This window comes from Erythrobacter sp. S43, assembly GCF_057364955.1.
In genome coordinates this window covers 690,743-716,739 of sequence record NZ_CP200285.1, presented here as the reverse complement: position 1 = coordinate 716,739, position 25,997 = coordinate 690,743, and the positions used below count along the sequence as shown (strand labels likewise).

At 57.9% G+C, this 25,997-nt stretch carries 16 protein-coding genes; 3 read left to right on the top strand and 13 right to left on the bottom strand.

Annotated elements, in window-relative coordinates; genetic code table 11:
- Positions 1-134: 134 nt before the first annotated feature.
- Entirely contained in the window at positions 135-1,562 is a 1,428-nt protein-coding gene (locus tag AC0V6K_RS03530) for a WecB/TagA/CpsF family glycosyltransferase (protein WP_472624843.1), read from the top strand.
- Here the strand turns inward: AC0V6K_RS03530 and AC0V6K_RS03525 are convergent.
- The 13 genes from AC0V6K_RS03525 to AC0V6K_RS03465 form a co-directional block, all read right to left on the bottom strand.
- Complete coding sequence (locus AC0V6K_RS03525) at positions 1,559-3,214, bottom strand: ATP-binding response regulator (RefSeq protein ID WP_472624841.1); 1,656 nt, start codon at positions 3,212-3,214, stop codon at positions 1,559-1,561. The genes AC0V6K_RS03530 and AC0V6K_RS03525 overlap by 4 nt on opposite strands.
- The gene (locus AC0V6K_RS03520; protein ID WP_486172550.1) at positions 3,201-4,631 is read right to left on the bottom strand and encodes a sensor histidine kinase; all 1,431 of its coding nucleotides are present in this window, start codon (positions 4,629-4,631) and stop codon (positions 3,201-3,203) included. Before AC0V6K_RS03520 ends, AC0V6K_RS03525 begins: the two co-directional genes overlap by 14 nt.
- 259 nt (positions 4,632-4,890) lie before the next feature.
- Positions 4,891-4,998, bottom strand: a complete 108-nt coding sequence (locus AC0V6K_RS03515) for an enoyl-CoA hydratase (protein ID WP_472624837.1) — start codon at positions 4,996-4,998, stop codon at positions 4,891-4,893.
- Positions 4,999-5,049: 51 nt separating this feature from the next.
- A complete protein-coding gene (locus AC0V6K_RS03510; RefSeq protein ID WP_472624835.1) occupies positions 5,050-5,157 on the bottom strand; it encodes an enoyl-CoA hydratase in 108 nt (35 codons plus the stop codon).
- A gap of 53 nt (positions 5,158-5,210) precedes the next feature.
- On the bottom strand, positions 5,211-5,318 hold the full coding sequence (locus tag AC0V6K_RS03505) for an enoyl-CoA hydratase (RefSeq protein WP_472624833.1): 108 nt from the start codon (positions 5,316-5,318) through the stop codon (positions 5,211-5,213).
- 395 nt (positions 5,319-5,713) lie between these two features.
- On the bottom strand, positions 5,714-6,136 hold the full coding sequence (locus AC0V6K_RS03500) for a hypothetical protein (RefSeq protein ID WP_472624831.1): 423 nt from the start codon (positions 6,134-6,136) through the stop codon (positions 5,714-5,716).
- On the bottom strand, positions 6,136-7,851 hold the full coding sequence (locus tag AC0V6K_RS03495; protein WP_472624829.1) for an NAD(P)-binding protein: 1,716 nt from the start codon (positions 7,849-7,851) through the stop codon (positions 6,136-6,138). The genes AC0V6K_RS03500 and AC0V6K_RS03495 overlap by 1 nt, the downstream gene beginning before the upstream one ends.
- Positions 7,852-7,884: 33 nt before the next feature.
- Entirely contained in the window at positions 7,885-8,997 is a 1,113-nt protein-coding gene (locus AC0V6K_RS03490) for a tetratricopeptide repeat protein (RefSeq protein ID WP_472624827.1), read from the bottom strand.
- The gene (locus AC0V6K_RS03485; RefSeq protein WP_472624825.1) at positions 8,946-9,473 is read right to left on the bottom strand and encodes a winged helix-turn-helix domain-containing protein; all 528 of its coding nucleotides are present in this window, start codon (positions 9,471-9,473) and stop codon (positions 8,946-8,948) included. The genes AC0V6K_RS03490 and AC0V6K_RS03485 overlap by 52 nt, the downstream gene beginning before the upstream one ends.
- Before the next feature lie 129 nt (positions 9,474-9,602).
- Positions 9,603-13,835: a TonB-dependent receptor gene (locus AC0V6K_RS03480; protein ID WP_472624823.1), complete on the bottom strand. Its 4,233-nt coding sequence runs from the start codon at positions 13,833-13,835 to the stop codon at positions 9,603-9,605.
- A gap of 5 nt (positions 13,836-13,840) precedes the next feature.
- Complete coding sequence (locus AC0V6K_RS03475; protein WP_472624821.1) at positions 13,841-16,072, bottom strand: SdrD B-like domain-containing protein; 2,232 nt, start codon at positions 16,070-16,072, stop codon at positions 13,841-13,843.
- A gap of 29 nt (positions 16,073-16,101) precedes the next feature.
- Entirely contained in the window at positions 16,102-18,954 is a 2,853-nt protein-coding gene (locus AC0V6K_RS03470) for a beta strand repeat-containing protein (RefSeq protein ID WP_472624820.1), read from the bottom strand.
- A gap of 1 nt (position 18,955) precedes the next feature.
- Positions 18,956-20,221, bottom strand: a complete 1,266-nt coding sequence (locus tag AC0V6K_RS03465) for a hypothetical protein (RefSeq protein ID WP_472624818.1) — start codon at positions 20,219-20,221, stop codon at positions 18,956-18,958.
- 467 nt (positions 20,222-20,688) lie between these two features.
- Between AC0V6K_RS03465 and AC0V6K_RS03460 the strand changes: the two genes are divergently transcribed.
- Together AC0V6K_RS03460 and AC0V6K_RS03455 are read left to right on the top strand one after the other, a co-directional pair.
- A complete protein-coding gene (locus AC0V6K_RS03460) occupies positions 20,689-22,125 on the top strand; it encodes a metallophosphoesterase (RefSeq protein WP_472624816.1) in 1,437 nt (478 codons plus the stop codon).
- Entirely contained in the window at positions 22,122-25,937 is a 3,816-nt protein-coding gene (locus AC0V6K_RS03455; RefSeq protein ID WP_472624814.1) for a GMC family oxidoreductase N-terminal domain-containing protein, read from the top strand. The genes AC0V6K_RS03460 and AC0V6K_RS03455 overlap by 4 nt, the downstream gene beginning before the upstream one ends.
- Positions 25,938-25,997: the final 60 nt, after the last annotated feature.

The window sequence follows — 25,997 nt, the reverse complement described above, 5'->3', positions numbered from 1 at the left end:
TTTTGCGAAAGTCAGTCGTTCTAGAGATTCCTCATTCAATCCAGAGTGAGGAAATAATAATAAAAACAATAATTTGTGAGTTTGGCACGGGCATTGCGACATGACGGGCAAGATCAATTCAAGGAACTTGTCCGATGAAACTAAACCCGACCCAAGACTTCCGCCTCATCCCAGGCGCGCAACTGGCAGACCGTATCGAGGCAGCTCGTGCGTGGCCGACAACGCGCTTGTTTGATTTGCCTCTGGTGCGCGCGCGCCGTCGCCAAATGGCAAAGCACATTCTTGCACGGGTCGGCGCGGGAGAGCGCAGCACGATTAATTTCGTCAACGCTCATTGCATCAATGAACAGCGCAGTGATTCTGAGTATTGCGAGGCGCTGAAGAGCAGCGACCTGCTGCTGCCCGATGGTGTCGGCATGGAGATTGCTGCCAAACTTGGTGGCAAGCAGCTGGGTGAAAATCTCAACGGGACCGATCTTTTCCCCGACCTGTGCCGTGAAGCGCAGGAAGAAGGTACAGGCATCTTCTTGCTCGGAGGAAAGCCCGGTATTGCCGATGGCGCGGCTGATTGGGCGATCAGCAACTATCCCGCTCTGCGCATCGCGGGAACATGCTCGGGCTACTTTAAGCCGGATGAGGAAGAGGCTCTGATCGAACGGATCAACCGTTCGCATGCTGGTATTGTTCTTGTCGGCTTTGGCGTTCCGCTTCAGGAGAAGTGGATTGCGCGCAATCGCCATCGCCTCAATGCACCTGTCGTGATGGGCGTTGGCGGCCTGTTCGATTACTATTCGGGCCGTATCCCCCGCGCGCCAGAGATGGTGCGCACCCTCAAAAGCGAGTGGATTTGGCGTCTGGCTATGGAGCCGCGTCGCATGGCCAAACGCTATGTCCTCGGCAATGCAGTATTCCTTGCTCACGCAGCGATGGCGGGTGCAGCCGAGCGCGGTGCCTTCGATCGATTGAATGCTGCTGCCAAGCGCGCAGTCGACATGGCCGGTGCGGGTCTCGCAATCCTTGCCCTGCTGCCGATCTTCATCGCAACCGCGCTTTCGATCCGTCTCGAGGACAAGGGCCCTGTGCTGTTCCGCCAAACGCGCATCGGCGCGGACGGCACGCCGTTCAGTATGATCAAGTTCCGCTCAATGTACACCGACGCCGAAGAGCGCCGCAAAGCGCTGCTTTCACAGTCGGAGCGCGACGGCACATGCTTCAAGATGCGCAATGATCCGCGCATCACCCGGACCGGTGCGTTCATTCGCCGCTTCTCGATCGACGAACTGCCGCAGCTGTTTAATGTCCTAGGCGGCAGCATGTCGCTGGTCGGCCCGCGTCCTGCCTTGCCTAGCGAAGTCTCCACTTATCGCGGCACGCATTGGGAGCGTTTGGGCGGAAAGCCTGGGATCACATGCTCATGGCAGGTCAAAGGCCGCGCTGAGATCCCGTTCGAGCGTCAGGCGATCATGGACCGCGCATATCTGAAGCGCACCAATCTCTGGGTCGATCTGAAACTGTTGCTGTGCACACCGGGCGCAGTGCTCGGCGGACGCGGCGCGTACTAAGCCTCGCTTACCAACGCATTGTAGAGATCGTCGAAAGCCAGAAGGCTTGCGGCGATCTCTTTGCGTAAGGCGCCGCTGGAGAAGTTTGGATCATCGGCCAAAGTCTCGCGATAACGGCTGAGCTCTTCGACGATCCCGATGGCCCCGACATTCAGCGAAACGCCTTTCAGGCTGTGCGCCGCGCGCGACAAGCCATCTGCATCTTTAGCCTTGGCCGCCTTGAGCATTTCCTCGCCAAAATCGGTGATATCTTTCTTCGCTGCCTCCCGCATGCGGTCGCGGTAGGCTGCGGGTAGGTCAAAGAAGGTGCGCTGAAAGAGTTCGTGGTCGAAACGGGCATTGAGCGGCTGCACTGCCTCGCGCCCAATCATTGCGGTTCGGATGGCCGTTTCCAGCTCTTCGCGGCGCACCGGTTTTGACAGACAAGCAGTCATCCCGGCGGACAATAGCCGTTCACGTTCCGCTTGAAGGCTGTGTGCGGTGACACCGATGATCGGCGTGCGCGAAGCGGGCCCAGTCATGGCCCGGATTGCCTGCGTCGCCTGTTCGCCGTCCATGATCGGCATCATCACATCCATAAGGATGAGATCGAAAGTTGATTGCCGGACTGCTTCGACTGCTTCGACCCCGTTGGTCACAATCGTCGTTTCGCATCCAATCGCCTGCAACATCCGTTCGATAACATAGCGATTGCTCTCAGTATCCTCGGCCAAAAGCACTTTCGGTGGAGTTTCTGGTGTTTCGATCCCATCGGCTGCTGAAAGGTCCGGCGCAATGCGATCCTGTGGCTCCATAGGAGCGGGCAGGTCGGATTCTTCAATCAGCTTCTGCGATATCTCAACCAACTGATCGGCCGCGTCCTTCACGACCTCGAAGTCCTTGGATGGGCCGGAAAATTGATCGCCCAGTAATTCCAATCCACCCATCAAGGAATTGAGCGGGGTGCGAATGGTTTGCGCCATGTCGGTCAGGAAACGCGTCCGCGTGTCGAGCGCTTGAGCGGTCTTTGTCTGTTGGCTCGCCAGTTCTTGGCTGAGTTCGTCGAGCTGCCTCACGCGCCGGACCGCCCGCAGTTGCAGCGCCCGAACCGCTCGTTCGTTTGCCCGGCTGATGGTGATGTCACGCACGGTTCCATAGACAGCAGACGCACGCCGTTCCGTGCCGACATCGCGCCTGATGACCCAGCTCAGCCAGTGCGTTGCGCCTGTATCCTGGCGGATAACCCGGTGTTCAAATCTGTGTTCAATTCCAGCTTCCATTTGGGTGAAGAACTGGATCGCGTCTCGCATGATCCGGTCGCGGTCCAGCGGGTGCAATGCAGCGATCAGCGTTTCAGGCGTGGCCTCTTGGTCCTCAGGCAGACCAAGGAGAGATCCAGCCCCATCCGATGCGGTAAATGGCTTGTCTTTCTCACCATAGATCGTGGCCATTTGTGCAGTGGAAAGCGCAGCGAGCAGTTGGCGGCTTTCAATGTCCAGCCGCTCGGCCAGTTCGCTTTCACGCCGACTGAGGTCTTTGTTGGCGCTGTCCAACTCGCGCATGCGTCCTTCGAGGGCGGTTTCTGCATCCAACAGTGCCTTATCCGCACGCTCAAGGCGTGCTTTCAGGATGGTCACCTGTTCATCGAGCGGGAGGTCCTCAAGCTGCGCCATTGCTCACCCCGTCCAGCATTTCAGGCAATACGCGTACAATACTTCCGGGTTGAAGGAAGACCGTCTTGGCGGCGAGCTCTTCAGATAATGTGCCGTGCGCGGTGTCATCTCCCAGCAATAGTATGCGCTGGGCCGCATGCTTTAAAGCGGCGGCGAGCGTCTCGAAGCCCGATTGGTCGGCGACGATGAATACACCCGCATTGTCCGTGTCGGAAACGGCATCCCATTGATCAGCAGCTAGCACGTTCCATCCCAGCTCACTTGCGATGGCCTCAATCTGGATTTGTTCGGTGGCTCTTTCGACCGCAAGAACCAGTGTGCCTTGCTGTTTACTCCCGTCGGGCCCATCCTGTTCTTGCTCGATGGGTTTGAGGGGCAAGTAGATTGTGAACGATGAGCCGCTTCCGACTTCGCTCTCAACCACTATTCGGCCATTAAGCGCTTCGACAATGTCGCGTGTGATCGAAAGCCCAAGTCCAGCGCCGACTGATCTTCCCAATGAATCGCTGCCAGCGGTGTCATAAGGATCAAAGATCGTATCGACGCGCTGTTGATCCATGCCAGCGCCGGTGTCAGAAACTACAAAGGTCCATTCTTCACTGCCATCAGATGGTGCCTGAACATAGATGCTGACGGCACCAGACTGCGTGAACTTCACGGCGTTAGAGACGAAGTTGGCCAATACCTGCTGGATCCGTCCGGGATCGCCCATTACCTCTGCTTGCGATCCTGCATTGACTTCTATCCGAATGGCCTTGCGCCGCGCTAACGGACGAAACATCTCTGCGACGCGTTGTGCGACGGCGCTGGGCCGAAAACGTCTGGGCTCTCGTTCGCTCACGTCCTGAGCAAGCCGCGCTTGTTGAAGAATGGCATCGAGCGTCTGGAGGAGGACTTGGGCAGAATCCTCAATCAGGCTGAGTGCACGCTCGCGCTCTGCGGCCGACTGCTCCCGCTTCAATTGGTCTATGATACCGAGGATTCCGCCCAGAGGTGTTCGAATTTCGTGCGATACAGCTGCCAGAATATTGGTGCGTGCTTCCAGCTCGGTTTGCGCTTTGTCACGCGCCTCGATCAAATCCTTATGGACCTGCTTCTCAGTCGTGATTTCCTGTAGAATGCCGTAAAATCCGATCAGGCCGGTTTTGGTAACGCGGTTTTCAAAAGCAGGAATCCCGCTGACGCGCTGGGTCCGTATGGCGCCTTTTGCCGTTAGGACGTTGGTTTCGAAAGCAAAGTCACCCTCTTTCGTGATGATCTCTTCCACTCTGCGAGCGAAGTCATCCCGCTCACCTTCTGGAACAATCTCGGGCAAGCGTTCCAGCGGTATCGGCATGTCATTCAAACCGATATTGTCGCGCACCCAGGAAGAGAATTCGATCGTGCGGCGCTTTGGATCAAGGACAAAATGCCCCATCCGAGCCGAGGCATGTGCCTGCTCGAGAAAGAGCATCTGCTGCTTAAGTTCAAAGATAGCGTCCAAGTCGTGTCACGCAGGATAGTTGGTTGTGGTGAATGGGTTATCACAAACCCATAAATGATGCGTCAAAGACTTCTACGTGCATTTTGGAGCGGGCTTTCAGCGAGTTGTCGTCAGCAATCAAACGCTCGGGCCCAGAAAGCAGAAAAGCCAGCCCTGGAGGCTGGCCTTCTGTTGTTTGGCGCTGGTCTTGTTCTTAGGCGAAAACAGACGGGCTGGCCGGGATGATCGCGTAGGAAAAGAGGCTTGCCGAAATCGCGATTGAGAAAGCTGCGGCGAAAAGGTGGTTGGTGAGGTTGCTCATGTGAATTCTCCGGTGTGTGTGTTTCTTTGATTGGGTTGAAGGTTGGAAATCTCAGGCAAAGCCCGTCGGGCTTGCTGGGACGATTGCGTAGGCGAAGAGGCTGGCCGACACTGCGATTGAGGTGACTGCGGCGAAAAGGTTGTTGGTCAGGTTGGTCATGGTGTTACTCCGAATTGGGTGTGTTTGATTGAGTGGTTTGGTTGGGTGAGGTCTCAGGCGAAAACCGTGGGGCTTGCCGGAACGATGGCGTAAGCGAAGAGGCTGGCCGAAACTGCGATTGAAGTGACTGCAGCGAAGATGTTGTTGGTGATGTTGGTCATTGGTCGTCTCCTAATTGGGTTCTTTGTTTCGTTCGTTTTCGGGGCCGTTTGGCTTGCTGCGCCCCGTTGACGATTAAGAACTAGGCCGACGACGAAATTTCTGCCTTGGCGATTCCGTGAAGGTTTCATGAAGAAAATCAGAAACCTGTTGTTTTCCTGAAGGTGATTTCAAGAAGTCTCACAAAGTCAAATGGTTAGAATTTTATCGGGCAGCTTCAAAAACTCGAAAAAACTCCGAGAAAATGTGTTTGAGGGCATTTTTGTGTGGTTTGCCGAGGGTGAGCAGCGCTGCTCGCTGTCTGAATGCACCCTCATTCCAACGAAAAATGCGCCCCGCCGGTTTGGCGAAGCGCATTTTCGTTCTTCAATCTGCCTTAGTCTCGAGAGGCGTATGCTCAGGTCTCTGCGGCTGCATCCTGTGCCAGTTGTTTCGGCGATGCGCCTTTCACTGGCTTTCTGCCCATTGGTGGATAGCCGGTGATATCAGACAAAGCTGGCAAGCCCGTGAGTGCATGCGAAGCAAGCCGTCCGCTCATCACCGTGCATTCCACGCTTCCAACATTCAGGCCCGTATAGGTCCAGTCTCCGGCAAGCGTGAGATTGTCATAGCCACTCTCCCAAGGGGCTAGGCGATGCTTGGTGCTGCCAGTGTGTGATGGAACATAGCGCTCGGTCGGATCTATATTCGCGCGGCAGAACTGACTGGCGAAGCGTTCTTGGCCGAAACCCGGCTCGCTGCGGGTGTCTACGAGTAGATTGTAATCCAGTGCTTCCGGATCTCCGTCGCCGCCGGTCGCCTTATTGATGGCCCCGGGCATCAGCCCCCGATCCTGGCGTTGAGATAGTCTGTGGCTTGCCCGGTTGCGTAGGAGAGCATTCGCGCCGGATAATCATGGTCGGTGAAGGGAGGCGGTGTCTCAATCTCTTTCATTTCATCGCAGAAGTACCACAGCGATTGGGGCGTGTTGTCGGTCGGCCATGATTCCCACTTGATGAGGTGGTGCATTTCGCAATGGCCCGAGAACGGTTTGAAGTACGTATCACTCAACGACGTGTTGTTGCCCTTTAGAGGGATATCCCAGCCAAGGTCTTCCATCGATTTCGATAGCCAGAACTGCATCGCCATGGTCTGCACCGCCGGAAGCGCATCCACCATGTTCTGCCAAGTAGGCGAATTTTCGCACAGTTCGGGGCAGACATAAGGTACCGCACCGATCGAAAGGGCAAAGACGAGCTCGTCATAATCCTCACCTGCGACAAGGGTGCGTTTCCCCACCGGTTGCCACGGCGTCCACCACGATTCCAGATCGACATTGGCCGCTTGCATCGCTTCGCCTTCAACGAGCTGCTCGAAATTCGGATCGTGAGGCCAAGACGGTAGGCCCTTTGGTGGATCGGCCATCAGCGGCTCGTATTCCTCGATCCCCGGCTTCAACGTTGCCTGCACATCAATATCAACCGATGCGACTTGGGACTTGTCTTCACTAAGATTGAGGTTGGTGACTTTCTGGAAGAACTCGAACTTCACGCCCCGCCGTTTAAGCACTTCATAGAAAGGAGCGATGATTGTCTCGCCTGTTCCGGCTTCGAAGGCGTAGAACGGGTATCCGGCATAGGCCATGAACCGCAGCGACCAATGGACATAAGCACCCGCTGCCATATCCGAAGGCTGCGAGGTATCGCCGTTCGGATACTGGTAAGACAGATTGATAGTGTTGAGCGCCATCGGCGACTCAATGGTTAGCGGATCAGCGCCATGACGCGCCAACCAGTCGGTCCAATTCTCATCATCCAGATAGTCAAAGCCTTTGGTTGCACATTCATCGGCAAGCGTGCCACGCAGGATCGTGACCAGCCAGTCGACGATAGTGAAGATCTCCTTCGCTTCGTAGTCGTTCTCAACCAAAGGGCGCACCAATTTGCGCAAGGTCAGATAGACTTTGTCGATGATCGGTAAGAGAGCAGACGTGAGCGCTTCTGCACCCAAAGCCGCGAGGTGCTCGGCTTTCTCGGCGAGCTCGTCAAACGCCTCTGCCAGAAAGCCGCCATGTTTATGCGGTGGTGCGGCCTCGTGGATGTTTGAGAGGAATTGCAACGCCCGGCGGATCAAATCCTCGACGGCGATCACTCCCATAGGCTGGCCGGGATCCGGAAACAGCTTGTCTATGGGGAAGGTGATCGGAAAGACCTGCGGTTCGCCGTCCTTATACATGTACATCTGGGCTTGGTTCAGGCCGACCATCGCTTCTTGATAGGTGGCGATTTGCATCCCCGGTTCGCGGCCTAGCTCTTTGTAGATCGCCGCGACCATCGGGTTCGCGTTGTAATACGCGCCAAGAAACCCGTGAATTCCGTGTTCTTCGATGCGGTTGTCGGGTCCGCGCGATGACGCACATTTCCCGCCCAGACGCCAACCGAGCGTGTAAATCGTAATGTCGTAACCGGGCTGCGATGACAGCTCAAACGCGGTTGACAGTGCGGCAATTCCGCCGCCCAATATGGCTATCTTCTTGGTTTCAGTTGCATTTTCCATAATCTGCTTCCCCCCGTGAAAGCAATTCCTCTTCTATCCATTCCACCCGTTTGCACGCAGGTGATCGATGAATTTTGTCAGATCGGCCGGGTCCGCGAAAGGGTGGCCGATCCTTAGTGCCATTTCGGCATAGTCCGGATTTAGTTCTACAGCCTTGGCGCATTCCGCCTTGGCCTCCGCCGCTTCACCCAGCCGGTGATGGCACACGGCCAACAGAAGGTGCAGAAAGAAGAAGTCTGGACGGCGGGTGAGAGCGTCTTGCGCGTATTGCTTGGCCTCCTCCAGACGGTCCATCTGCAGATATGCAATCGCGCTGGAGCGGAGCCATAGCCAGTCATGCGGATCGGTTGGGCTCATGGCGAGCGCCTCGGAAATCTTCACCAGCGCTTCTTCGGGGTCCCCGCGGAAGGCAAGAAGCCTGCCTAGCTCTGCAAGCGACTGGGCGTATCCGGGATTGAGTTCAAGCGCGCGGCGCTGCTCGGCCAACGCGGCATCAAACTGGCCTGTCAGCGTGCGAACGATGCCCAGCTCGGAATGGGTGGCGGCGCTATAAGGATCGGCGGCGACGGCGCGTGTTGCGAAGTCTTTGGCCCGCGCAATTTCCTGCATGTAGTCTTTGACCTGGCCGGCCCAGATGTTCCCCAGCGTATTCGCGGCCAGCAAGACCAGCGTCTGAGCGTCCTCTGGTTCCAGCTCCAGCGCGTCTAGCAAGAGATACTCGGCTTTCTTGAAATCGCGCGGAGTGGCTTTCCAGTAATGGTAGCGCCCACGGATGAAGAGGTCCCAATGCTGGATGGTCTTGGGCCGTTTCAATGCTATCGACTGTTCGCGGTTAAGCAGGGCGGGTTCGATCGTGGCGACAATGCTGTTGGTTATGCTGTCCTGTAGTGTGAAGATCTCTTCCAGCGGCGTATCCTGTCCGCTTGACCAGACGACCTGGTCAGACTCTCCATCAATCAGGTCCACACGCACGCGGACATTGGGTCCCATTTTCCGGATCTGGCCGCGCAGCAGATAGCGTACCCCCAAATCGCCGCAGACCTTTGCTGTCGGGGCTCCATCGGCTTGATAGGACAGCGATGATTGCCGCGACGTCACGCGCAACAGACTGGACCGTGAAAGGCCGGCGATGATGTCCTCTGCCATGCCTTCTGCGAAGTAAGCCTGCTCATCATCGCCCGGCGGATGGCGGAAAGCGAGGACTGCAATACTGGGGCGGTCAAAAAAGGCGCGCTGTCTTCGGTGGTGGCGACGACTGGAGCAGCCTCTGGCGCTGGCGCACTGCTATCAAGATGATCGGGAACATCAGAAGGCTCGGGTTCCGGTGCTGTTCGCTCCTCGCTCAGTTGATACCCGACGCCGCGCACCGTCTCGATCAAGTCGGAATCTGCGCCCAGCGCCTTGCGCACGCCCCCGATATGGACCTGCAGCGCATTCTCCTCGACCGCCACTTCGCCCCAGACAGCATCGAACAGTTCGTCTTTGGAAACGACCTTGCCTCTATGGCGGCTAAGTTCTGATAGGATTGCAAGGGCACGCGGGCCAATTGCGACCCGTTTTCCTTCACGAATCAACTGCCGGTCTTCATGCAGAAGGCACGATCCGATCCGGATTTCGCGCATACATCAGGCCCCCATACCTATGATGAGCGACCCACATGACACCCTACACCCTCGGTGTCACTAGCCAAGTACTTTGCAAAGGACTGGTTTGATTTGGTGAATATGCTCCCGCCTTAGCGAGCGATATGGTTAGTAGCGGCCGAGAATATTCAGGAATGGCCCATGGCTGGAGTAGCTCTGATCGGTAAGATCGTCTGAGAAATCGGACCAAGAATAGCCAACGCCCACTTTCACATGATCGCCGATATGTCGGTAGACCCCTGCCAGTGCGCCAAGGCGCAGATCGTCGGCCTGATTGACCCAAAGCGCGCGGCCTTCGGCGAGCAGATCCCATTCGCGGACGACGTTGTAGTCAAGACGAACGACACCCAAGTGCGCGTCAGAATTGACGAACACATCGGAATCACGGCCCAGTGAGACCTTGCCCCCACGATAAGCGTAGCGGGTACCCAGAGTGAGCTTTTCCGACAGATCGAAGTTGAAATCGGCGCTGAAGATCGTGCTGACCTGCTTCGGATTCTCGATCTGACCCGAGCCACTTGCCTGACCAACAGGGCCGAGGTCTTCGAAGTATTGCAGGCGGACAAGGCCGTTCACACGGTCATTGTCGATAGGGCGATAAGCGAAACCGGCAATGGCTTCGGTAAACTCAGCCGCGCGGATGCTGATACCGTCTGTATCGGCACGCGCGAGGTTGATCTCGCTGACGAAGCGCCAGTCTGGATTAACGGCATAGCTGAGGTTTGAGCGGAGCAGCCAAACGGTTTGATCCTGTGCCTGACCTTCCTCGCGGCGAACCTCAACCGAGGTGCCAACGCGGATATCATCTGCAGTGTAGCCAAGCGTGACTGATCCTGCAGTGCGTTTGAATTCGCCCGTTGAAGGATCATCGATCCGACCATTTTCGAACGTTCCGGAAACGCTGATCTTGTCGGTCGGGCTGAACTGCAGGCCGAAGCTGCGCGACAGGGAGTCGCCCACACCGCCAATACCGATGCGGTTTTCGCCATACACACTGAAGCTGTCGCTGAAGCGTTGGCGCGAGCCAACAACGAGTGCGCCGCCGCGTGGACCGGTGAAGAAGTTCTGGGAGTCCAGACCCGTATCGGTGCGTTCGGCGAGCAGGGTGTATCCGACATAGCTCTCTGAACCGTTGCCAGTACGGTGATTGAGCAACACATCGGCACCCAGCCCGCCGTCGCCGCCGGACACTTCGCCTCGCAGCGAGAGTGCGTCGGAAATCTCTGCGGTCACGCCGCCGCCTACGCGGTCGTTGGTCTGTCGGCCAATCTCGTTGTCTAGCGTCGCCTGACCAAAGGCGTGCACTTTCCAGCCTTTATTCGCCGGCTGGAATTCGAGCTGCAGGGCAGCATCGGTGCGTGCGCCATCCTGTGTCGAATTGAACAGGGTTCCGGCACTTAGGTCCTCATACCGCACACCAAGCGCCGCACTGAGCGTTCCCGATTGCAGGGTGAACTGGTTGGTCAAGTCAACTTCGCCAGTGCGATTGCCACCACGGCCTTCAGCCGAAAATTCGGCATAGCTGGCTGTGATATTGCCCGTTTTGCCAAGAGGTGCATCAGCGTTGACGCCCCAACGCTCCGTTTCAGCCGGCGTGAGAAAGCCTGCGGAAGAAAAGCCTTCGCCCAGGTTCTCGTAGAAGCCGGAGATCTTACCGAGATTGCCCTGAACTTTGGCCAGTTCGGCAAAGTTGACAGCGAATTCGGTGCGCCACGCTTGCGCGGTTTGCGAGGAACCGGGGTTGGCGATGTCCGAGAAGGTCAGACCGCCATCGACCGAGTTGGACTGGGAGAAGCCAGGTCCTTCAGTCTGAGCGATTTCGGCTTTGAAATAGGTGCCGGCAGTCACGCGAATGACGGCATCAGCGCCCAGCAGCGTCTGGTTTGCTTCTTCCAGCGTGTCACGCTGCGCGGTCGCGCCAAAGCGGACATTGTTGCCCAGCCAGAATGTGCCGCGACCACCCACTGTGTAGCCGTCAAGATCGCCGAAGGTTGGCGAATATTCGTAACGGACCACGAGCACGGGGATGTTGCCCGATGCGCTGCCGTCGCGCACGGTGCGTCCGCTGTTGGCTACTGATGAAAGCGGCTTGAGCAGCGTCAGGCGTCCGTTGAACGGATCAAAGTCGTAGTCTTCGCGCGGGTTGAGCTCTTCACTTTCCAGTACGATGCCCGTTTCACGGTCGCGCACCTCGATGCGCACACGTTCGGAGCCAATCGACACATCCTGACGCTTCAGGAAGTAGAGCGAGCCGCCAGTGCCACGGAACTCTTCGCGCGCCGGGACGGTGCCCGGGTCGGATGCGAAGCCGAGAAGTTGCGCTTTGCGCTCACCGAAGTCAGTCAGGGCTTCGGAATTCACATCGATCAGTGCGCCGAACAGACCGCGATCCAGTTGGGCAAGTTCTGCACCTGTCGACTGCGCGATGAAGTTGCCGATTACCGCTTGGCTGATGCCGTTATCGATGCGCGCGTAGAAGCGGCCTTGTGTCGGGGCATCTTCAACCAGCGTGGAATCGTCACCAAAAGTCGGATAATATTGCTCCGAGTTCAGACGACGCAGAAGCTGGCGTGGATCCTTACGGTCAAGGTTGGAGAACAGGTCTTCAACCGGTGCTTCACCCGTATCGAGCGAGGTGGTCAGACGCCATTCGTCCGACAGCATGCCCTTGGCGTAGAACGCAGCGCGGCCAATCGCGAAAGAACCTTCGGTCAGGCTGTCTCCGCTGACCTGACGGGCAGGGCCGCTTGAGAAAGAGCGACCGATGGTGACTTCACCCTGACCCACGACAAACCAGCGGTTTTGATCGGTGTCGAGCTCTCGTACAGCCGCAAAGCTCACATTGCCATTCTTGCCTATGGTGATTTCGATCGTCTCGGTCGAATTGCGAATGATCTGCTCGCTTACGAAGCGACCATTCTCGTCCACTGGCACCATTTGACCAGCGACGCGGACGACTTCGTCCTGCGGGTCTGCGCGGCCTGTGACAGTGACTTTCGAAACGCCCCGCATCCTGATGTTGCGGATCGAAGCTTCGTCTTTGGTTCCAAAGTTCGGACGCGTCGGGACAGCCTCGGGAGAGGGATCCTCGTCCACAACGGTCAGTTCCTTCGGACGTGTTTCGTCGAAGCGGCCCTTCTCGTCATAGACGCGCAGGACATAGAACATCTCTTGCGGGGCATCGGCATCAACCAACCAACTCGCGATGCCATCACCGTTGGTAGACAGAACCGCATAGGGTGTCGAAGATGCATTGGTTCCACCCGGGAACAGCCGCAATTCGGACTTCGCGATCAGTGACGGATAGTTGGTGTAGCCAAGGAAAGTGACCGTCGAACCGCGCACAACAATGCGCTCTTTCTCAATCAGACCAACGGACAGGATAGGGTCGATATGCGCGCTCTCGGTGCGCACCTCGATATTGTAACGGTCATCATCCTGCGTCTCGTCATGAGGGACCTTTTCGGTACCTGGCCCTGCCTTTGCGATCGACAGACCATCGCCGGCGCTCGCGGGTGGAGCGGAGTCGATAGCCACGCTCATCTGAGACTGACCGCAAGCGGCCTCTGCGATGACGGAGATTGCAGAGCATTCTTTCGGCAAGATCTGGGTCGAGGCAAATTTGCCGGTTGCCGGATCGTGCGAGATAAGCTGGCCCTCGGCGTATAGCTTCAAGGTGCCATTGCCGAGCGAGCCTTTGACCTCGGTGGTCTTGGCGTCGGTCAGGTCGATATTGCGCGCAGCGGCGGCATCCACAACACCGAAATCGGCGCGCGCGACTGGTTCAGGCTTGAACATCTCTGCGGCATTCAAAACCTTCAGGCTTTGCGCGGCAGACTGATCGAATGAGCCGTCTTTGGCGTAGACGCGGTACACCGCGACCATGTCGTTGTCGGCATAGCTGGACGGTGTCCAAAGCATGACTCCGTCGCCGTTCGCCTGAATGATGGCGTGCGGGGGACCGTTCAGATCGGCGCCCTTGGCAAAAAGGCGCAGTTCCGACCGTTCGATGAAAGCCGAATAGTTGGTGTAGCCGATGAAGCGGGCAGGGGTGCCGCGCTGAACGGTATCATTCGAACCGACCAGCCCCCAAGATAGGACCGGCGCGGCTGGTTTGGCTGAAACCTTGGCCTCTACACGTGCGGCAACAGCGGCTTTCTTCGCCGGAGCAACTGTTTGAGGGGATTGCGCCTTATCTACCTTCGCCGAAATCTGCGAAAGCTGATCGAACGACGCCGGCGCAGCAGCGTCCTTTGCGGCCAAAGGCGCGGCAACGCCCATCATGGCAACGCTTGATGCACCAAGTAGGAAGCGTGAGGCGAAGCGGGCTGATTTGGTCATTGTCATCACTCCTCTCCCTCTTTGCTTTCTGGTTTTGGCTTTGCTGCGTTCACTTGAATGACTGGGGCTGGCCCGTCCCAATCGCTTGCAAATGTTTGTTTGAGAGCGCTGCGGATCGTTTCGAGGCGCGCGCGAACCATGTCTGAACTCGCATCGCCGCCCATTTCGTAGGTGGCACGCACGATCATGGCTTTCGCTTCAGTATCCTTAAGCGAATGCAGACGCTGGATGATCTCTGCACGCAGAGTGCCGTCTGCATTGAAGGCACGATCATCGATGGTCAGTGTCGAAGTCTCCGCCTGAGCGACGCCAAAGTTGAGCTCGCTCATTTTGCCTCGGGTAAGACGCACTGTGCGGGGGTTATCGGTCGTCATCGCCCAGCCTTGCGGCAGGGTGCTTTCGTCCAGTTTCAAGACGAAGTTGGACCCGATCCGTGCATCCGGCACCGCCGCACAGGCAATGTGGTAGCGGCCATATTCGTCCGTGGTGATCAGCTCACCATTGACGGTGGCGAGGCGGACCGATGGAATGCCGACTTCGCCGTCATCCTGATAACCATTGCCGTTCGCATCGATGAACACCTGGCCGATCAATTCCGAACAATCGAACAAGGTGCTAGGCACGATGGACACTGTCGCGGTGCCGCGGTTGGAGATTTCACTGCCATCCGCACCATTTTCGGCGAGGCCGGTGTTCACCGACTGACCTTCAGTGACGCCTGCGCCAACAATCAGGCTCAGGTTGTAGGTAAAGGTCGTGTTCGCCGGAATAGCCTGATCGCGCCAGATCAGTTCACGGTTGCCATTGGCCAGTTCAGGCTCAAGGGCCACGCCGTTCACGCGGGCGCTGCCGAGGATATAGGTCATACCCGAAGGCAGAACATCAACCACGTCCACATCAGCGCGCTGGACGCTTTCTTCATTGCGAACGGTAATCTCGTACGGGACGATGTCGCCAACACTGGCCGAGCGTTTCGGTGAAGTCTTGGTGACGATCAAATCGTCGCGGTTGAGGAATGGATCGAGCGCAATGTGGTTGTTCGTCACATTGGGATCGCCGCTCTCAAGCAGGAACGAAAGAAAGTAGAACGCATCGCTTCCAGTCGGCGCGGTCGGGCTTGCGACCACTTGTGCCGGGTCCGGACGGCCCGTTGGATCAAGCGATCCGGGCTGCGGTGGCAGGACGGTTGAAGTGAAACTGTAGCCTGTTGGCGGGGTGATCTGGACCACATATTCCGCTTCAGACACAGGACATGCTCCGGCGGCGCCGGGCACAATATCAAAGCGATAGCCGCCATCGGCGCCGGTTACCTGATTGCGCTGTGACGGATCGATGTAGCAATCCACCGGGAGCGGATTCCCGTTGAGATCGACCAGCGTTGCGATTGCGCCCGCAACCGGCAATCTCGTGACGGAATCGTAGACCACGCCCGATGGGTCGATTGGAAGGTTCTGGTCCGGCAGTGACGACGCGACTTCCAGCTGGATGTCAGTGATCTTCTCGAACACCACACCTGTTTCCGGATTGCGGAACGTGATGGTGTAATTGAAGCCCGCCGGAAGACCGGTGAATGAGTAATTGCCGTCGGCATCAGTTGTGGTGGTCAAGACCGTGCCGGTGCCATCAGACAGTTCGACGATCCAACCATCCAGTCGTGTCTCGTCCGTGCCGATATCTCGATCGCCGTTAAAGTCCCTGAAGACAGTGCCCGACAATTCGCTTGCCGGCGCAATGACGCCCACCGTTACCGTTGCGATTTCGCAGTTCGTTGGAACGGCGATGTCGCAAACCTGGTATTCAAAGATGTAGTCGCCTTCGGGCGTGCCTGCGACCACATCGACCAGACCGGTCGATGTATCGAAGGTGATGCCCGGAGGCAGAGTGCTGCCTGGAGCGAGCGCTAGCAGTGCATTCGTCGGCGAAGCGGGGGTATCCCCGATCGTATCACCGTCGAACACATTGATAACGCCAGCCTGGCCCAAGGTGCCGTTGATCCCTGCGACCATATCCGGCGATGCGGTAATGGTCAGCAGAAGATCATCGGAATCCTCGACCGTGTTGTTGGCTGTGTTCGCCTCAACCACACCTGTGGGGGCGGAGACCGAAGCCGTGTTGGACACAACGGCTGCGGCAACCACACCCGGCGTGGCGATCACAAGGATCGGCACGAGGCCGGAGAATATCCGTGAAAACTGGATACTCTCCAAGCCAAGGCTTTGTGGGTTGAGGCGAGACATAGTCAAACCGATCTTTCGCTAAATCCGGATCAGTTCACGGTGCAGGTGTAGGTGATCGTGGCCGACTGGCCAGCGGTCAGCGTACCCAGCGTGATGCCGGTCGTGGTCAGATCACCGACGGTGAACGTGCCACCCGGTACGCCGTCGCCCGTGATGGTGACGGTACCGGTAACCGGGCAGGACAGACCTGCGCCTGGGTTATCGGTGACAACCGCACCGGTTGCCGCGTCCGGACCTGCGTTGCTAACTACGAGCGTGTAGGTGATCGACTGACCGGAGGTCACTTCGTTCACACCGTTGCTCTTCGTGATCGACAGATCGACAACTGCGCCGACATTGATTTGGACGGTCGCATCGTCACAGTTATCCGTGTCTGCAGCTTCACAGATTTGGTACGTGACCGAGTAGGTGCCCGGCGTGGTGCCATTGGGGATGGTAAGAGTACCGTCCGCGTTGATCGACACACCGGTCAGGCCGCCATCATTGGTGATAGTCGGGTTGACGTCACCATTAGCGAACGACGCACCGTTGAGCGTGTCATTGCTGAACACGGTTGCGGTGTTGCCACCCGTTGAGGGGATCGAGGTCCCCGAGAAGTCGTTGTTGTTGGCAACAATCGTGTTGATGACATCAACGGACTCATCCAGATCATCGCCCGTGGTGGTCGGGTCATTCTGGTCGCTGGTTGCAGCGGTCGTGGTGTTGGTGATCGTGTTGCCTTCCTGGCCTGGGTCAACCGTACCCTCGATGGTGAGGGTCGCGCTTGCGCCATTGGCGAGGGTCGGGATCGTCCAGACACCGGTGCCGGCAACGTAAGTACCTGCGGTGACGTCACCATTGTTCGCCGTGGCGGTAAGACCAGCAGGCAGAGCATCAGTAAGCGTGACGTTGGTCGCATCATCGCCGCCATTGTTGGTGACGGTGATTTCGAAAGTGACCGTATCGGTAACGCCTGGTTCGGTGTTGCCCGAGGTAAGGACCTTGACCGTTTGCAGGTCAGCGACGCCGCCAACGAGCACAACTGCCGTTGCCGTGTCACAGTTATCCGTGTCTGCTGCTTCACAGATCTGGTACGTAACTGTGTAGGTTCCCGGCGTGGTGCCAGCAGGCACGCTCAGCGTACCGTCCGCGTTGATCGAAACGCCCGTCAGGCCACCATCATTGGTGACGGTTGCAACGACATCGCCATTGGCGAACGAGGCACCGTTGAGGGTGTCATCGCCGAAGACGCTGGCGGTTGAACCGCCGGTCGAAAGGATCGGAGTGCCCGAGAAGTCATCATTGTTCGCAACGATGGTGTTGATGACCATGACGGACTCATCCAGATCGTCACCCGTTGTGGTTGGGTCATTCTGGTCGCTGGTTGCAGCGGTCGTGGTGTTGGTGATCGTGTTGCCTTCCTGGCCTGGGTCAACCGTACCCTCGATGGTGAGGGTCGCACTTGCGCCATTGGCGAGGGTCGGGATCGTCCAGACACCGGTGCCGGCAACGTAAGTACCTGCGGTGACATCGCCATTGTTCGCCGTGGCGGTAAGACCAGCAGGCAGAGCATCAGTAAGCGTGACGTTGGTCGCATCATCGCCGCCATTGTTGGTGACGGTGATTTCGAAAGTGACCGTGTCGGTAACACCTGGCTCGGTGTTGCCCGAGGTAAGCACTTTGACCGTCTGCAGGTCAGCGACGCCGCCAACGAGCACAACTGCCGTTGCCGTGTCACAGTTATCCGTGTCTGCAGCTTCACAGATTTGGTACGTGACGGTGTAGGTGCCCGGCGTGGTGCCAGCAGGCACGCTAAGCGTGCCGTCTGCGTTGATCGAAACGCCTGTCAGGCCGCCATCATTGGTGACGGTTGCAATGACATCGCCATTGGCAAACGAAGCACCGTTAAGGGTGTCGTCGCCGAAGACGCTGGCGGTTGAACCACCGGTCGAAAGGATCGGAGTGCCCGAGAAGTCATCCTCGTTCGCAACGATGGTGCTGATAACGGTGACAGCTTCGTCCAGATCATCGCCCGTAGTGGTCGGGTCATTCTGGTCGCTGGTTGCAGCGGTCGTGGTGTTGGTGATTGTGTTGCCCGCCTGGCCTGGGTCAACCGTACCCTCGATGGTGAGGGTCGCGCTTGCGCCATTGGCGAGGGTCGGGATCGTCCAGACACCGGTGCCGGCAACGTAAGTACCTGCGGTGACATCGCCATTGTTCGCCGTGGCGGTAAGACCAGCAGGCAGAAGGTCGGTCAGCGTAACGTTGGTCGCATCATCGCCGCCATTGTTGGTGACGGTGATTTCGAAAGTGACCGTATCGGTAACCCTTGGTTCGGCGGTGCCCGAAGTAAGCACTTTGACCGTCTGCAGGTCAGCAACGCCGCCAACAAGGATGGTCACATCGGCTTGACGGCAATTGGTTGGGTTGGCTGTCTCACAGATCTCGTAACGGACCACGTAAGTTCCCGGGGTGGTTCCCGCAGGTACTGTGATTACGCCATTTGCATCGATGGAGACGCCGGTCAGACCACCATCATTGATGATAGTCGGATCGTTGACATCCGGGTTGGTGACCGTCGCGCCATTGATCAGGTCGTTTACGAAAACGGTCGTGGTTGTACCGCCTGTCGACAGGATCGGCGTGCCACTAAAGTCGTCATTGGTCGCGACCAGATCGGCAAGGATCGTATCGGTATCCGTGGCGCTGTTGTTCGCGGTGTTCGTGTCGGTTGCGCCGGCGGGAACAGAAACAGTCGCGGTGTTCGTCGCGTTCTGAGCCTGCGCATGTGCCGGAATAGCAAGTACGATCAACGGCAGCGCCGTGCCTCCCAAAAGCCGGGCGGCTGGCATAAGCTTATCGCGCTTCGTGGCGATCTTCGAAATATCGTTATGGAACATCATCTTAATTCACCTGGCAAGAGTAAGACAAAGTGGTCGTTTGACCGGAAGTGAGCGTGCCGAGAGTAATTCCCCCGCCCGACAGCTCAGCGAATGTGAAGGATCCCGCAGGAACACCGGATCCGGTGATCGTGACGGGGGCGGAAGCGGCGCAGGTGATGCCTGCACCGGGAGAATCTGTGACGACGGCGCCGGTAACTGGGTCGCCTGAAACATGGGTCACGGTCGTCGTGTAAGTCGTGCTGGCTCCAGACGTGACCTCAGTCGTGCCATTCGTCTTTGCGATAGAAAGGTCGACATTGCCGGTGACAGTCACCGTGGCAGTCGCCGTCTCGCAATTGGTTGGAAAACCGATCTCGCAGATTTCGTAATCGAAGGAATACACCCCGACAGGAGTGCCGGCCGCTACGGAAACATTTCCTGTCGCCGTATCAAACGTGAACCCACTCGGAAGCGTGGAGCCCGATGCCAATGCAAGCGTTGTGTTCCCGACCCCGGCTGCAATCCCGTTCAATGTGTCGCCTGTATAGACGTTGAGCACGTTGGTCCCGCCTGTGCTGGAGGCAACAGTCGCCATGTCGGCGACTGCAAGCACGGCACCTTGCGCGGTGACGATTTGAATATTGTTGAGATCAAACCAGACGAGAGCGTCTCGACTGCCCTCTGAGTCATCGTGGAACATACGAAAGGTCGTGGTTGGAACGGACATTGTAAATGTTGCCGTTTCGTTGGTCGGGTTCGATCCGGACGAGTTGGCAATAAATGTTCCGACAGCACCGGAGGCGGTCAAACGTGCAGCTTGGTCCGCGAAAGCCGGAGGCGAAGCGAAAGAGTGGACTTCAATCGTTGGCGATGTCCAAATCCCTGCGCGGTCCATTGCAAGCGAGTCACGTGGTGCCGTACCATCAAGGTCATCCATGTCGGCAAAAGTGATCGATTGGATCAGGAAGCCGTTTGTTTCGAATGTGAATTCGATCGAGCGGTCGCATGCTGGCACGCTGGAACGTGCGTAGGCACCCACATAGCCGGTGGGTTGAATAACCGCACAGGCGCCGTTTTGAGGCTCAATGTTTACGGTGATAGTACGGCCATCTGCATCCGCAAAAACGCCAGTGAAACTGTCGGGTACGGATTGTGTGGTGAATGGCGTCTGGGCGGAGGCGCGCTCCGCCGTCAGGAAGACGAACGCAAAAAGGGCTACGGCCATCGCCGCAACTGCCTTTCTCATCCACACTGTGCTGTCGCCTTCAAAAGCGTTAGCGCCCGTCATTTCCGTTCACCTGAGTAACAATTCAAGTTTGCTTCGAGCCAACGCTCAAACCGGACATTGAAGGTGCCGATCTGGTCGCTCGCTGCGAATGCGAAGTCGGCAATGACGGGAAATGGTTAACAAACCTTTCCAAGGCCCCATTAGTTTTACAGAATTTTACAATTGAAGCATCGCGAAACACCTCGGTGATGCACCTGGTTGCCTCCGAAAAATGCCTAAGGCCGGGTTAACTATAAGGGGTTAAAATCGGGGGGCGAGTGTTAAGCACCGTCATTCTCTAGCTCCGGATCAAGCATCAGCCCTAACCGGGAATTAACCATTCAAATGTAACACGTTGAATCGGAACGCAGGGCCATCCGCTCTGCGCGAAAGGGGCAAACCATGGTGGCAGAGGGTCGCAATCCTTCGTTTACAGTAAAACGAGTAACGGCGACCGCCGCGGTTATCCCCTTGTTGGAGAACCGCTTATGAGCATTCGACACGTCGTCCTATCCGACCTTCATCTTGGTGCGCGTGACAGCATCCTTACCCATGTGCATGGCGGCGGAGAGATTGCTGACGGCCCGTCAGAAGTGTTGGCGGCCTTCGCCAATGGCATGCGCGAGACGCTCGGTGACGCGCCAAAGCCGCAGTTGGTCTTGCTCGGCGATGCGCTGGATCTGGGTCTGTCTCCGTTTGGCGATGTCTCGAAGAGCTTTCTTCAATTGCTCGATGCCTGCTTCCCGAAAGACGGCGAAGATCTGTTTGATCGTGAGATCATCTACATTGCAGGCAACCACGATCACCATCTTTGGCGCATCGCGCAGGACAATGGCTTTCTCGCCGCCCTTGAGCGGGGCGAGATGCCAAGTGATCTGGACTCTGTTTCCAACATCTTCGGCACACCGACGCATCGCTGCCGCTTGATGGAATCCCTGTTTACGCATCGCCCGCATTTGAGCGATGCCTCGGTGAAGATTGCCTATCCCAACTGGGGCATTACCAACGCCGACAACAGCCGCGCCGTGGTGATGCACCACGGACATTACCTTGATGGCATGTACCGCGCGCTTTCCAATGTGCGCGCGTTCCTGGAGAACAATGAAGCCCGCCCCACGACAATGCGTCAGCTGGAGCAGGAGAACGGCCCATGGATCGACTTCCTGTGGTCTGACCTTGGCAGCGCGGGCGATATCGGCGGTGAAGCCGGATCGCTCTACGAAACAATGCTGAGCGCTGGCGCCAGCCATGATTTTGCCGAAACGATTGCACGCCGGATCACCGGTGGTTTGCATTCGAAACTCGGCATCAGCCCGAAAATGCCACTGAAGTATGGTGTCACTCTCGACAATCTGATCCGTGCCGGTGTCGATCTGACAGCAGGTCGCGCCGCCGAGCGTCAGCGTGATGGCTACGGCCACGTGCTAGGCGAGGATGAGGTCGCGGATATGGGCTGGTATCTCGGCACCCCGCTGGTGAACGAGATGCGCGCCGAGTTGGGCGGTGTCCCGCGCGAGCTGTCCTTCATTTTCGGCCACACGCATAAGCCGTTCCAGGATGAGCTGCTGGTCGAGGGCTACGATGTGCCCGTCGCGGTGTTCAACACCGGCGGCTGGGTGCTTGATGAGCCGACATTGATGCCGGTTCAGGGCTGCGCCGCAATGCTTGTGTCTGACGAGCTTGAAGTCGCATCCTTGCGCCTGTTCAACGATCCGACCGACGGCACAATCGCGCCGGTTCGGGTCGAAGGCAGTGGCCGTCAAAACCGCTTGGTCGATGAAGCCGGCGCCGCTGTTGAGCGCGCTGCGTCGCATTGGGGCAGCTTCTCCGAAATCGTTCACGCCCGCATCGTAGAAGAGGCGGACAAACGCACCCGCGCGATCCTTGAAAAATCCAATGCCCAGCTTCGGGAGGCCGCAGAATGAGCCAGCTCAACCCATACGCGCAAAAGCGCATCGCCAAGAGCCTCAACGAGGCGAAATCGCATTACACTGTGCTGGTCGTCGGATCGGGCTATGGCGCCGGTGTCGCTGCCTCGCGTCTGGCGCGCGCTGGACAGGATGTTTGTATTCTGGAGCGCGGCAAAGAGTTATTGCCGGGTGAATACCCGAACAAGCTTGCGGATGCGCAGGACGCAATGCAGTTTAACGTCAAAGGTGGCCGCATTGGTTCGCCCGATGCTCTGTTCGAAGTGCACGTGAATGACGATCAGTATGCGCTCGTCGGCTGCGGCCTCGGCGGCACATCGCTGATCAACGCCAACGTCTCGCTGGAGCTGGACAAACGCCTTCTCGATCAGGCGCATTGGCCCGCTGCCTTCCGCGAAGATCGTCATGTCATTGATACGTATTACGAGCGCGCCCGCGAAATGCTCGCGCCTAACCCGTATCCCGATCACTTCCCGAAACTGGGCAAGCTGGAGGCTTTGGAGCACTCGGCAAAGGCGATGGGCCAACGGTTCTACAAGACGCCGATCAACGTCAATTTCGAAGACAAGACCAACAAGTTTGGTGTGCCTCAACCGGCCTGCACCAATTGCGGCGATTGCACTTCGGGCTGCAATGTCGGCGCGAAGAACACGACGCTGATGAATTACCTGCCCGACGCGGCGAACCACGGCGCAGAGATATTCACGCAGGCCAAGGTCAAATACGTCGAGCGGGACGGTGATGTTTGGCGCGTCCACGTCGAACACAACGGTGAGGACGGTGCCGAAGTCATCATCACTGCCGATCACGTCGTCCTGGGCGCAGGGGCCATTGGTTCGACCGAAATCTTGCTGCGTTCGCGCGAAAAGGGCTTGTCGCTGTCCGACCGTCTGGGCTCGGGATTCTCGGGCAATGGCGATGCGCTCGGCTTTGCGTATGACAGCTATTACAAATCGCAAAAGGATGGCGGCACCGTCACGGCCGACCCCATCTATGCTCTAGGCGTCGGTACCAACGATGTCGCGCCCGAAGCCTATCCTGGCCCGTGCATCACCGGTGTGATCGACATGCGCGATGCCGAAGATGTGACCAAAGGGCTGGTGATCGAAGAGGGCGTAGCTCCGGGCATCTTGGCGACAGGCCTCGCGCCCGCATTCTTCTTTGGCGAAGCGCTGGCCGATGGATTCACCCGTTTCGGCTTTGACCAAGTCAAACCGCGTCTACTCGATGCGAAGGCCATGGGCGAAGCGGTGCAGGACGATCCCGGTTCCATTGCTGAATGGGCGTACAAAGGCCCGATGTCGCGCACGCTTACCTATCTGGTGATGAGTGTGGACGATTCCTCGGGCGATCTTTCGCTCGATGATGACCGCATTACGATCAGCTGGTCGCAGGCGGGCAAGCAGGACACGTTCCGCCATGACGATGACAAGATGCGCGAAGCGGCGGAAGCCATTCAGGCGCAGTACTTCTCCGATCCGCTGTGGTCCGACCAACTGGGCCAGAAGCTGATCACCGTGCACCCGATTGGCGGGTGCGGGATGGGCGATGACGCCGAAACTGGCGTGGTCGATGACACCTGCCGTGTGTTCTCCGGTGAGACTGGCACGGATGTCCATCACGGCCTCTATGTATGCGATGGTGCGGCTCTGCCGGGCGCAGTGGGTGTGAACCCTCTGCTGACCATCACAGCCGTTGCCGAACGCGCGGTCGAGAAACTCGCGCAGCGCGAAGGATGGGCTGTCGATTATGCGCTGGATGAGGAAACGCCTCTTCCAGAGCCAGTCGAAGAGGATCAGGCCGAGGCTGAGCCGCAAGAGGTGCCGCATCACGAGCATCTCAAGCTTTCGGTGGCGAAATGGGTCGGCGGCCATGCCATCGGCTCTGTCGCTGAGGCGATCACCGGTGTGGCAAAGCACTTCGAAAGCGGCGCCATCGAAGAAGGCAAGGCCGCGATCCGCAATCTGGTGAAGCAACATCCTGAAGCGATGAGCCCAGGCATGGCGTTCACTGAGACTATGGCGGGCCATATCAGCGCCACCGGTTGTCACCATCGCCCTTGCGGTCATGTCGAGCGCATCCGTGATGACTACCAGAATGGCGAAGCATGGGGCCGCTCGGAAGGCAGCGAATGCAGCTTCAAACTGACCGTCACGACAGACAACATCCACCGCATGGTGGAGGAGCCCGAGCACCGCTCTCACATCACAGGTGAAGTGCTGGTCAGCGCGATTTCACCCGATCCGATGCCGGTGCGCACGGGTGAATTCCGTCTGCTCGTCGCCAACGCTGAAAAGGCCGAGAGCTGGAAGATGCTCTATGACATGGTTCTCGACGGCCCCGATGGCCCGATCCATTTCCATGGATTCAAGACGCTGGAGCAGCGCGGGCAGGGCAATGCAAAGTCAGACCCGTGGACCGATCTCACGACCTTGTTTGTCACTCTGCGCCACGGCGAGGACGAAAGCGGCGAGCTGATCGGTCGCGGTATGTTGAAGCTGGGCATCAATGAATTCATGCGTCAGCTCACCACGATCACCGTTCACGACAGTGACACGCTGGTTGGTCACATCATCAACCTTATCCCGCGCGCCAAGAAAGCGATCGAAACGGTCTTTATGGCCAAGTATGCGGGCTTCTTCGCGATGACCGTGTTCCGCGCCTATGGCGGGATGCTGTCGACGCTGAACGATTTTGCGAAGACGGATGCTGAAAAGCTGAAGCTGCGCGATCTGCATCTGCCACCGCCAGAGCGGCACGTTGTGCCGACCGGTGACGGGGTGAATATCGGCCTCACTCGCTATCGTGGTGGTGGCCGTGGTCCGCTGGTTCTCGCACCGGGCTTTTCAGTTCGCGCGTCCAGCTTCGCGACGCCAACAGTCGATGAGAACCTCACCGAAAGCCTTGTCGCGCAGGGATACGACGTGTGGCTGTTCGATTACCGCGCCAGTGCGGATTCAGGCAACGACACCGTCAAGCCGCCCGAATTCTGCATCGACGATATTGCACGGTACGATTGGCCCGCAGCGGTTGAGAAAGTGTGCAGCGTTACTGGCGCAGACAGTGTTCAGGCCATGGCGCACTGCGTTGGCTCGATGAGCTTGCTCATGGGTATCGGCGCAGGCTGGGTCACGGGCGTTCGCTCGCTGATCAGCTCGCAAACGACCCTCCATCCGGTCACCGATTGGCTTAACTATATGAAAGCCGATCTGGGTGTGGCTGATCTGCTGGGTGAAGTGTCCATGCTGGATGGCCACTTTGATTTCGTCAGTCAGGGAACCGAGACGGATTACGAGATCGATGCCATCGCGTATCAGATCCCTGTACCCGACGGTCAGGCGTGTAAGAACCCGACCTGCCGCCGCGTGTTCGGCGTGTTCGGCCCGAGCTGGGACCACCGTCAGTTGGGTCACGATACCCACCTTGCGCTGGGCAGCATGTTCAGCCGTGTGCCGCTGTCACCGTTCAAGCAATTGGGCGAAATTATGCACAAGGGGCTGGCCATCGATTCCGATGGCAAAGCGCGTTACACCACCGAGGAAGCGGCGAGGCGACTTGCCCTGCCAATCACCTTCCTATCAGGCGCAACGAACCAGATTTTCTACCCCGAGAGCGGTCAACGCACGCGCGTCTGGTTGTCCGAGCACAACGGCAAAGATCTGTATCGCCAGCGTATTGTTCCCGATTACGGCCATATGGACCTGTTCATCGGCCGCAATGCAAGCCGCGAAGTGACGCCGCTGATCATGGAAGAACTGGAGCGGCTGGACGCGCAGGAGAGCACGGGGACAGCGCGGAAAATCGCCTGACCTCACCAGCTTTCGCCAAGTGGCGACCGGACTGGACATACGGATTGACAACGTTATCAT

Bases quoted from the DNA above. Each gene is read 5' to 3' on its own strand.
- AC0V6K_RS03530 (WP_472624843.1), top strand. From the start codon at position 135: ATGAAACTAAACCCGACCCAAGACTTCCGCCTCATCCCAGGCGCGCAA.
- AC0V6K_RS03525 (WP_472624841.1), bottom strand. From the start codon at position 3,214: ATGGCGCAGCTTGAGGACCTCCCGCTCGATGAACAGGTGACCATCCTG.
- AC0V6K_RS03520 (WP_486172550.1), bottom strand. From the start codon at position 4,631: ATGGGGCATTTTGTCCTTGATCCAAAGCGCCGCACGATCGAATTCTCT.
- AC0V6K_RS03515 (WP_472624837.1), bottom strand. From the start codon at position 4,998: ATGAGCAACCTCACCAACCACCTTTTCGCCGCAGCTTTCTCAATCGCG.
- AC0V6K_RS03510 (WP_472624835.1), bottom strand. From the start codon at position 5,157: ATGACCAACCTGACCAACAACCTTTTCGCCGCAGTCACCTCAATCGCA.
- AC0V6K_RS03505 (WP_472624833.1), bottom strand. From the start codon at position 5,318: ATGACCAACATCACCAACAACATCTTCGCTGCAGTCACTTCAATCGCA.
- AC0V6K_RS03500 (WP_472624831.1), bottom strand. From the start codon at position 6,136: ATGCCCGGGGCCATCAATAAGGCGACCGGCGGCGACGGAGATCCGGAA.
- AC0V6K_RS03495 (WP_472624829.1), bottom strand. From the start codon at position 7,851: ATGGAAAATGCAACTGAAACCAAGAAGATAGCCATATTGGGCGGCGGA.
- AC0V6K_RS03490 (WP_472624827.1), bottom strand. From the start codon at position 8,997: ATGGCAGAGGACATCATCGCCGGCCTTTCACGGTCCAGTCTGTTGCGC.
- AC0V6K_RS03485 (WP_472624825.1), bottom strand. From the start codon at position 9,473: ATGCGCGAAATCCGGATCGGATCGTGCCTTCTGCATGAAGACCGGCAG.
- AC0V6K_RS03480 (WP_472624823.1), bottom strand. From the start codon at position 13,835: ATGACCAAATCAGCCCGCTTCGCCTCACGCTTCCTACTTGGTGCATCA.
- AC0V6K_RS03475 (WP_472624821.1), bottom strand. From the start codon at position 16,072: ATGTCTCGCCTCAACCCACAAAGCCTTGGCTTGGAGAGTATCCAGTTT.
- AC0V6K_RS03470 (WP_472624820.1), bottom strand. From the start codon at position 18,954: ATGATGTTCCATAACGATATTTCGAAGATCGCCACGAAGCGCGATAAG.
- AC0V6K_RS03465 (WP_472624818.1), bottom strand. From the start codon at position 20,221: ATGACGGGCGCTAACGCTTTTGAAGGCGACAGCACAGTGTGGATGAGA.
- AC0V6K_RS03460 (WP_472624816.1), top strand. From the start codon at position 20,689: ATGAGCATTCGACACGTCGTCCTATCCGACCTTCATCTTGGTGCGCGT.
- AC0V6K_RS03455 (WP_472624814.1), top strand. From the start codon at position 22,122: ATGAGCCAGCTCAACCCATACGCGCAAAAGCGCATCGCCAAGAGCCTC.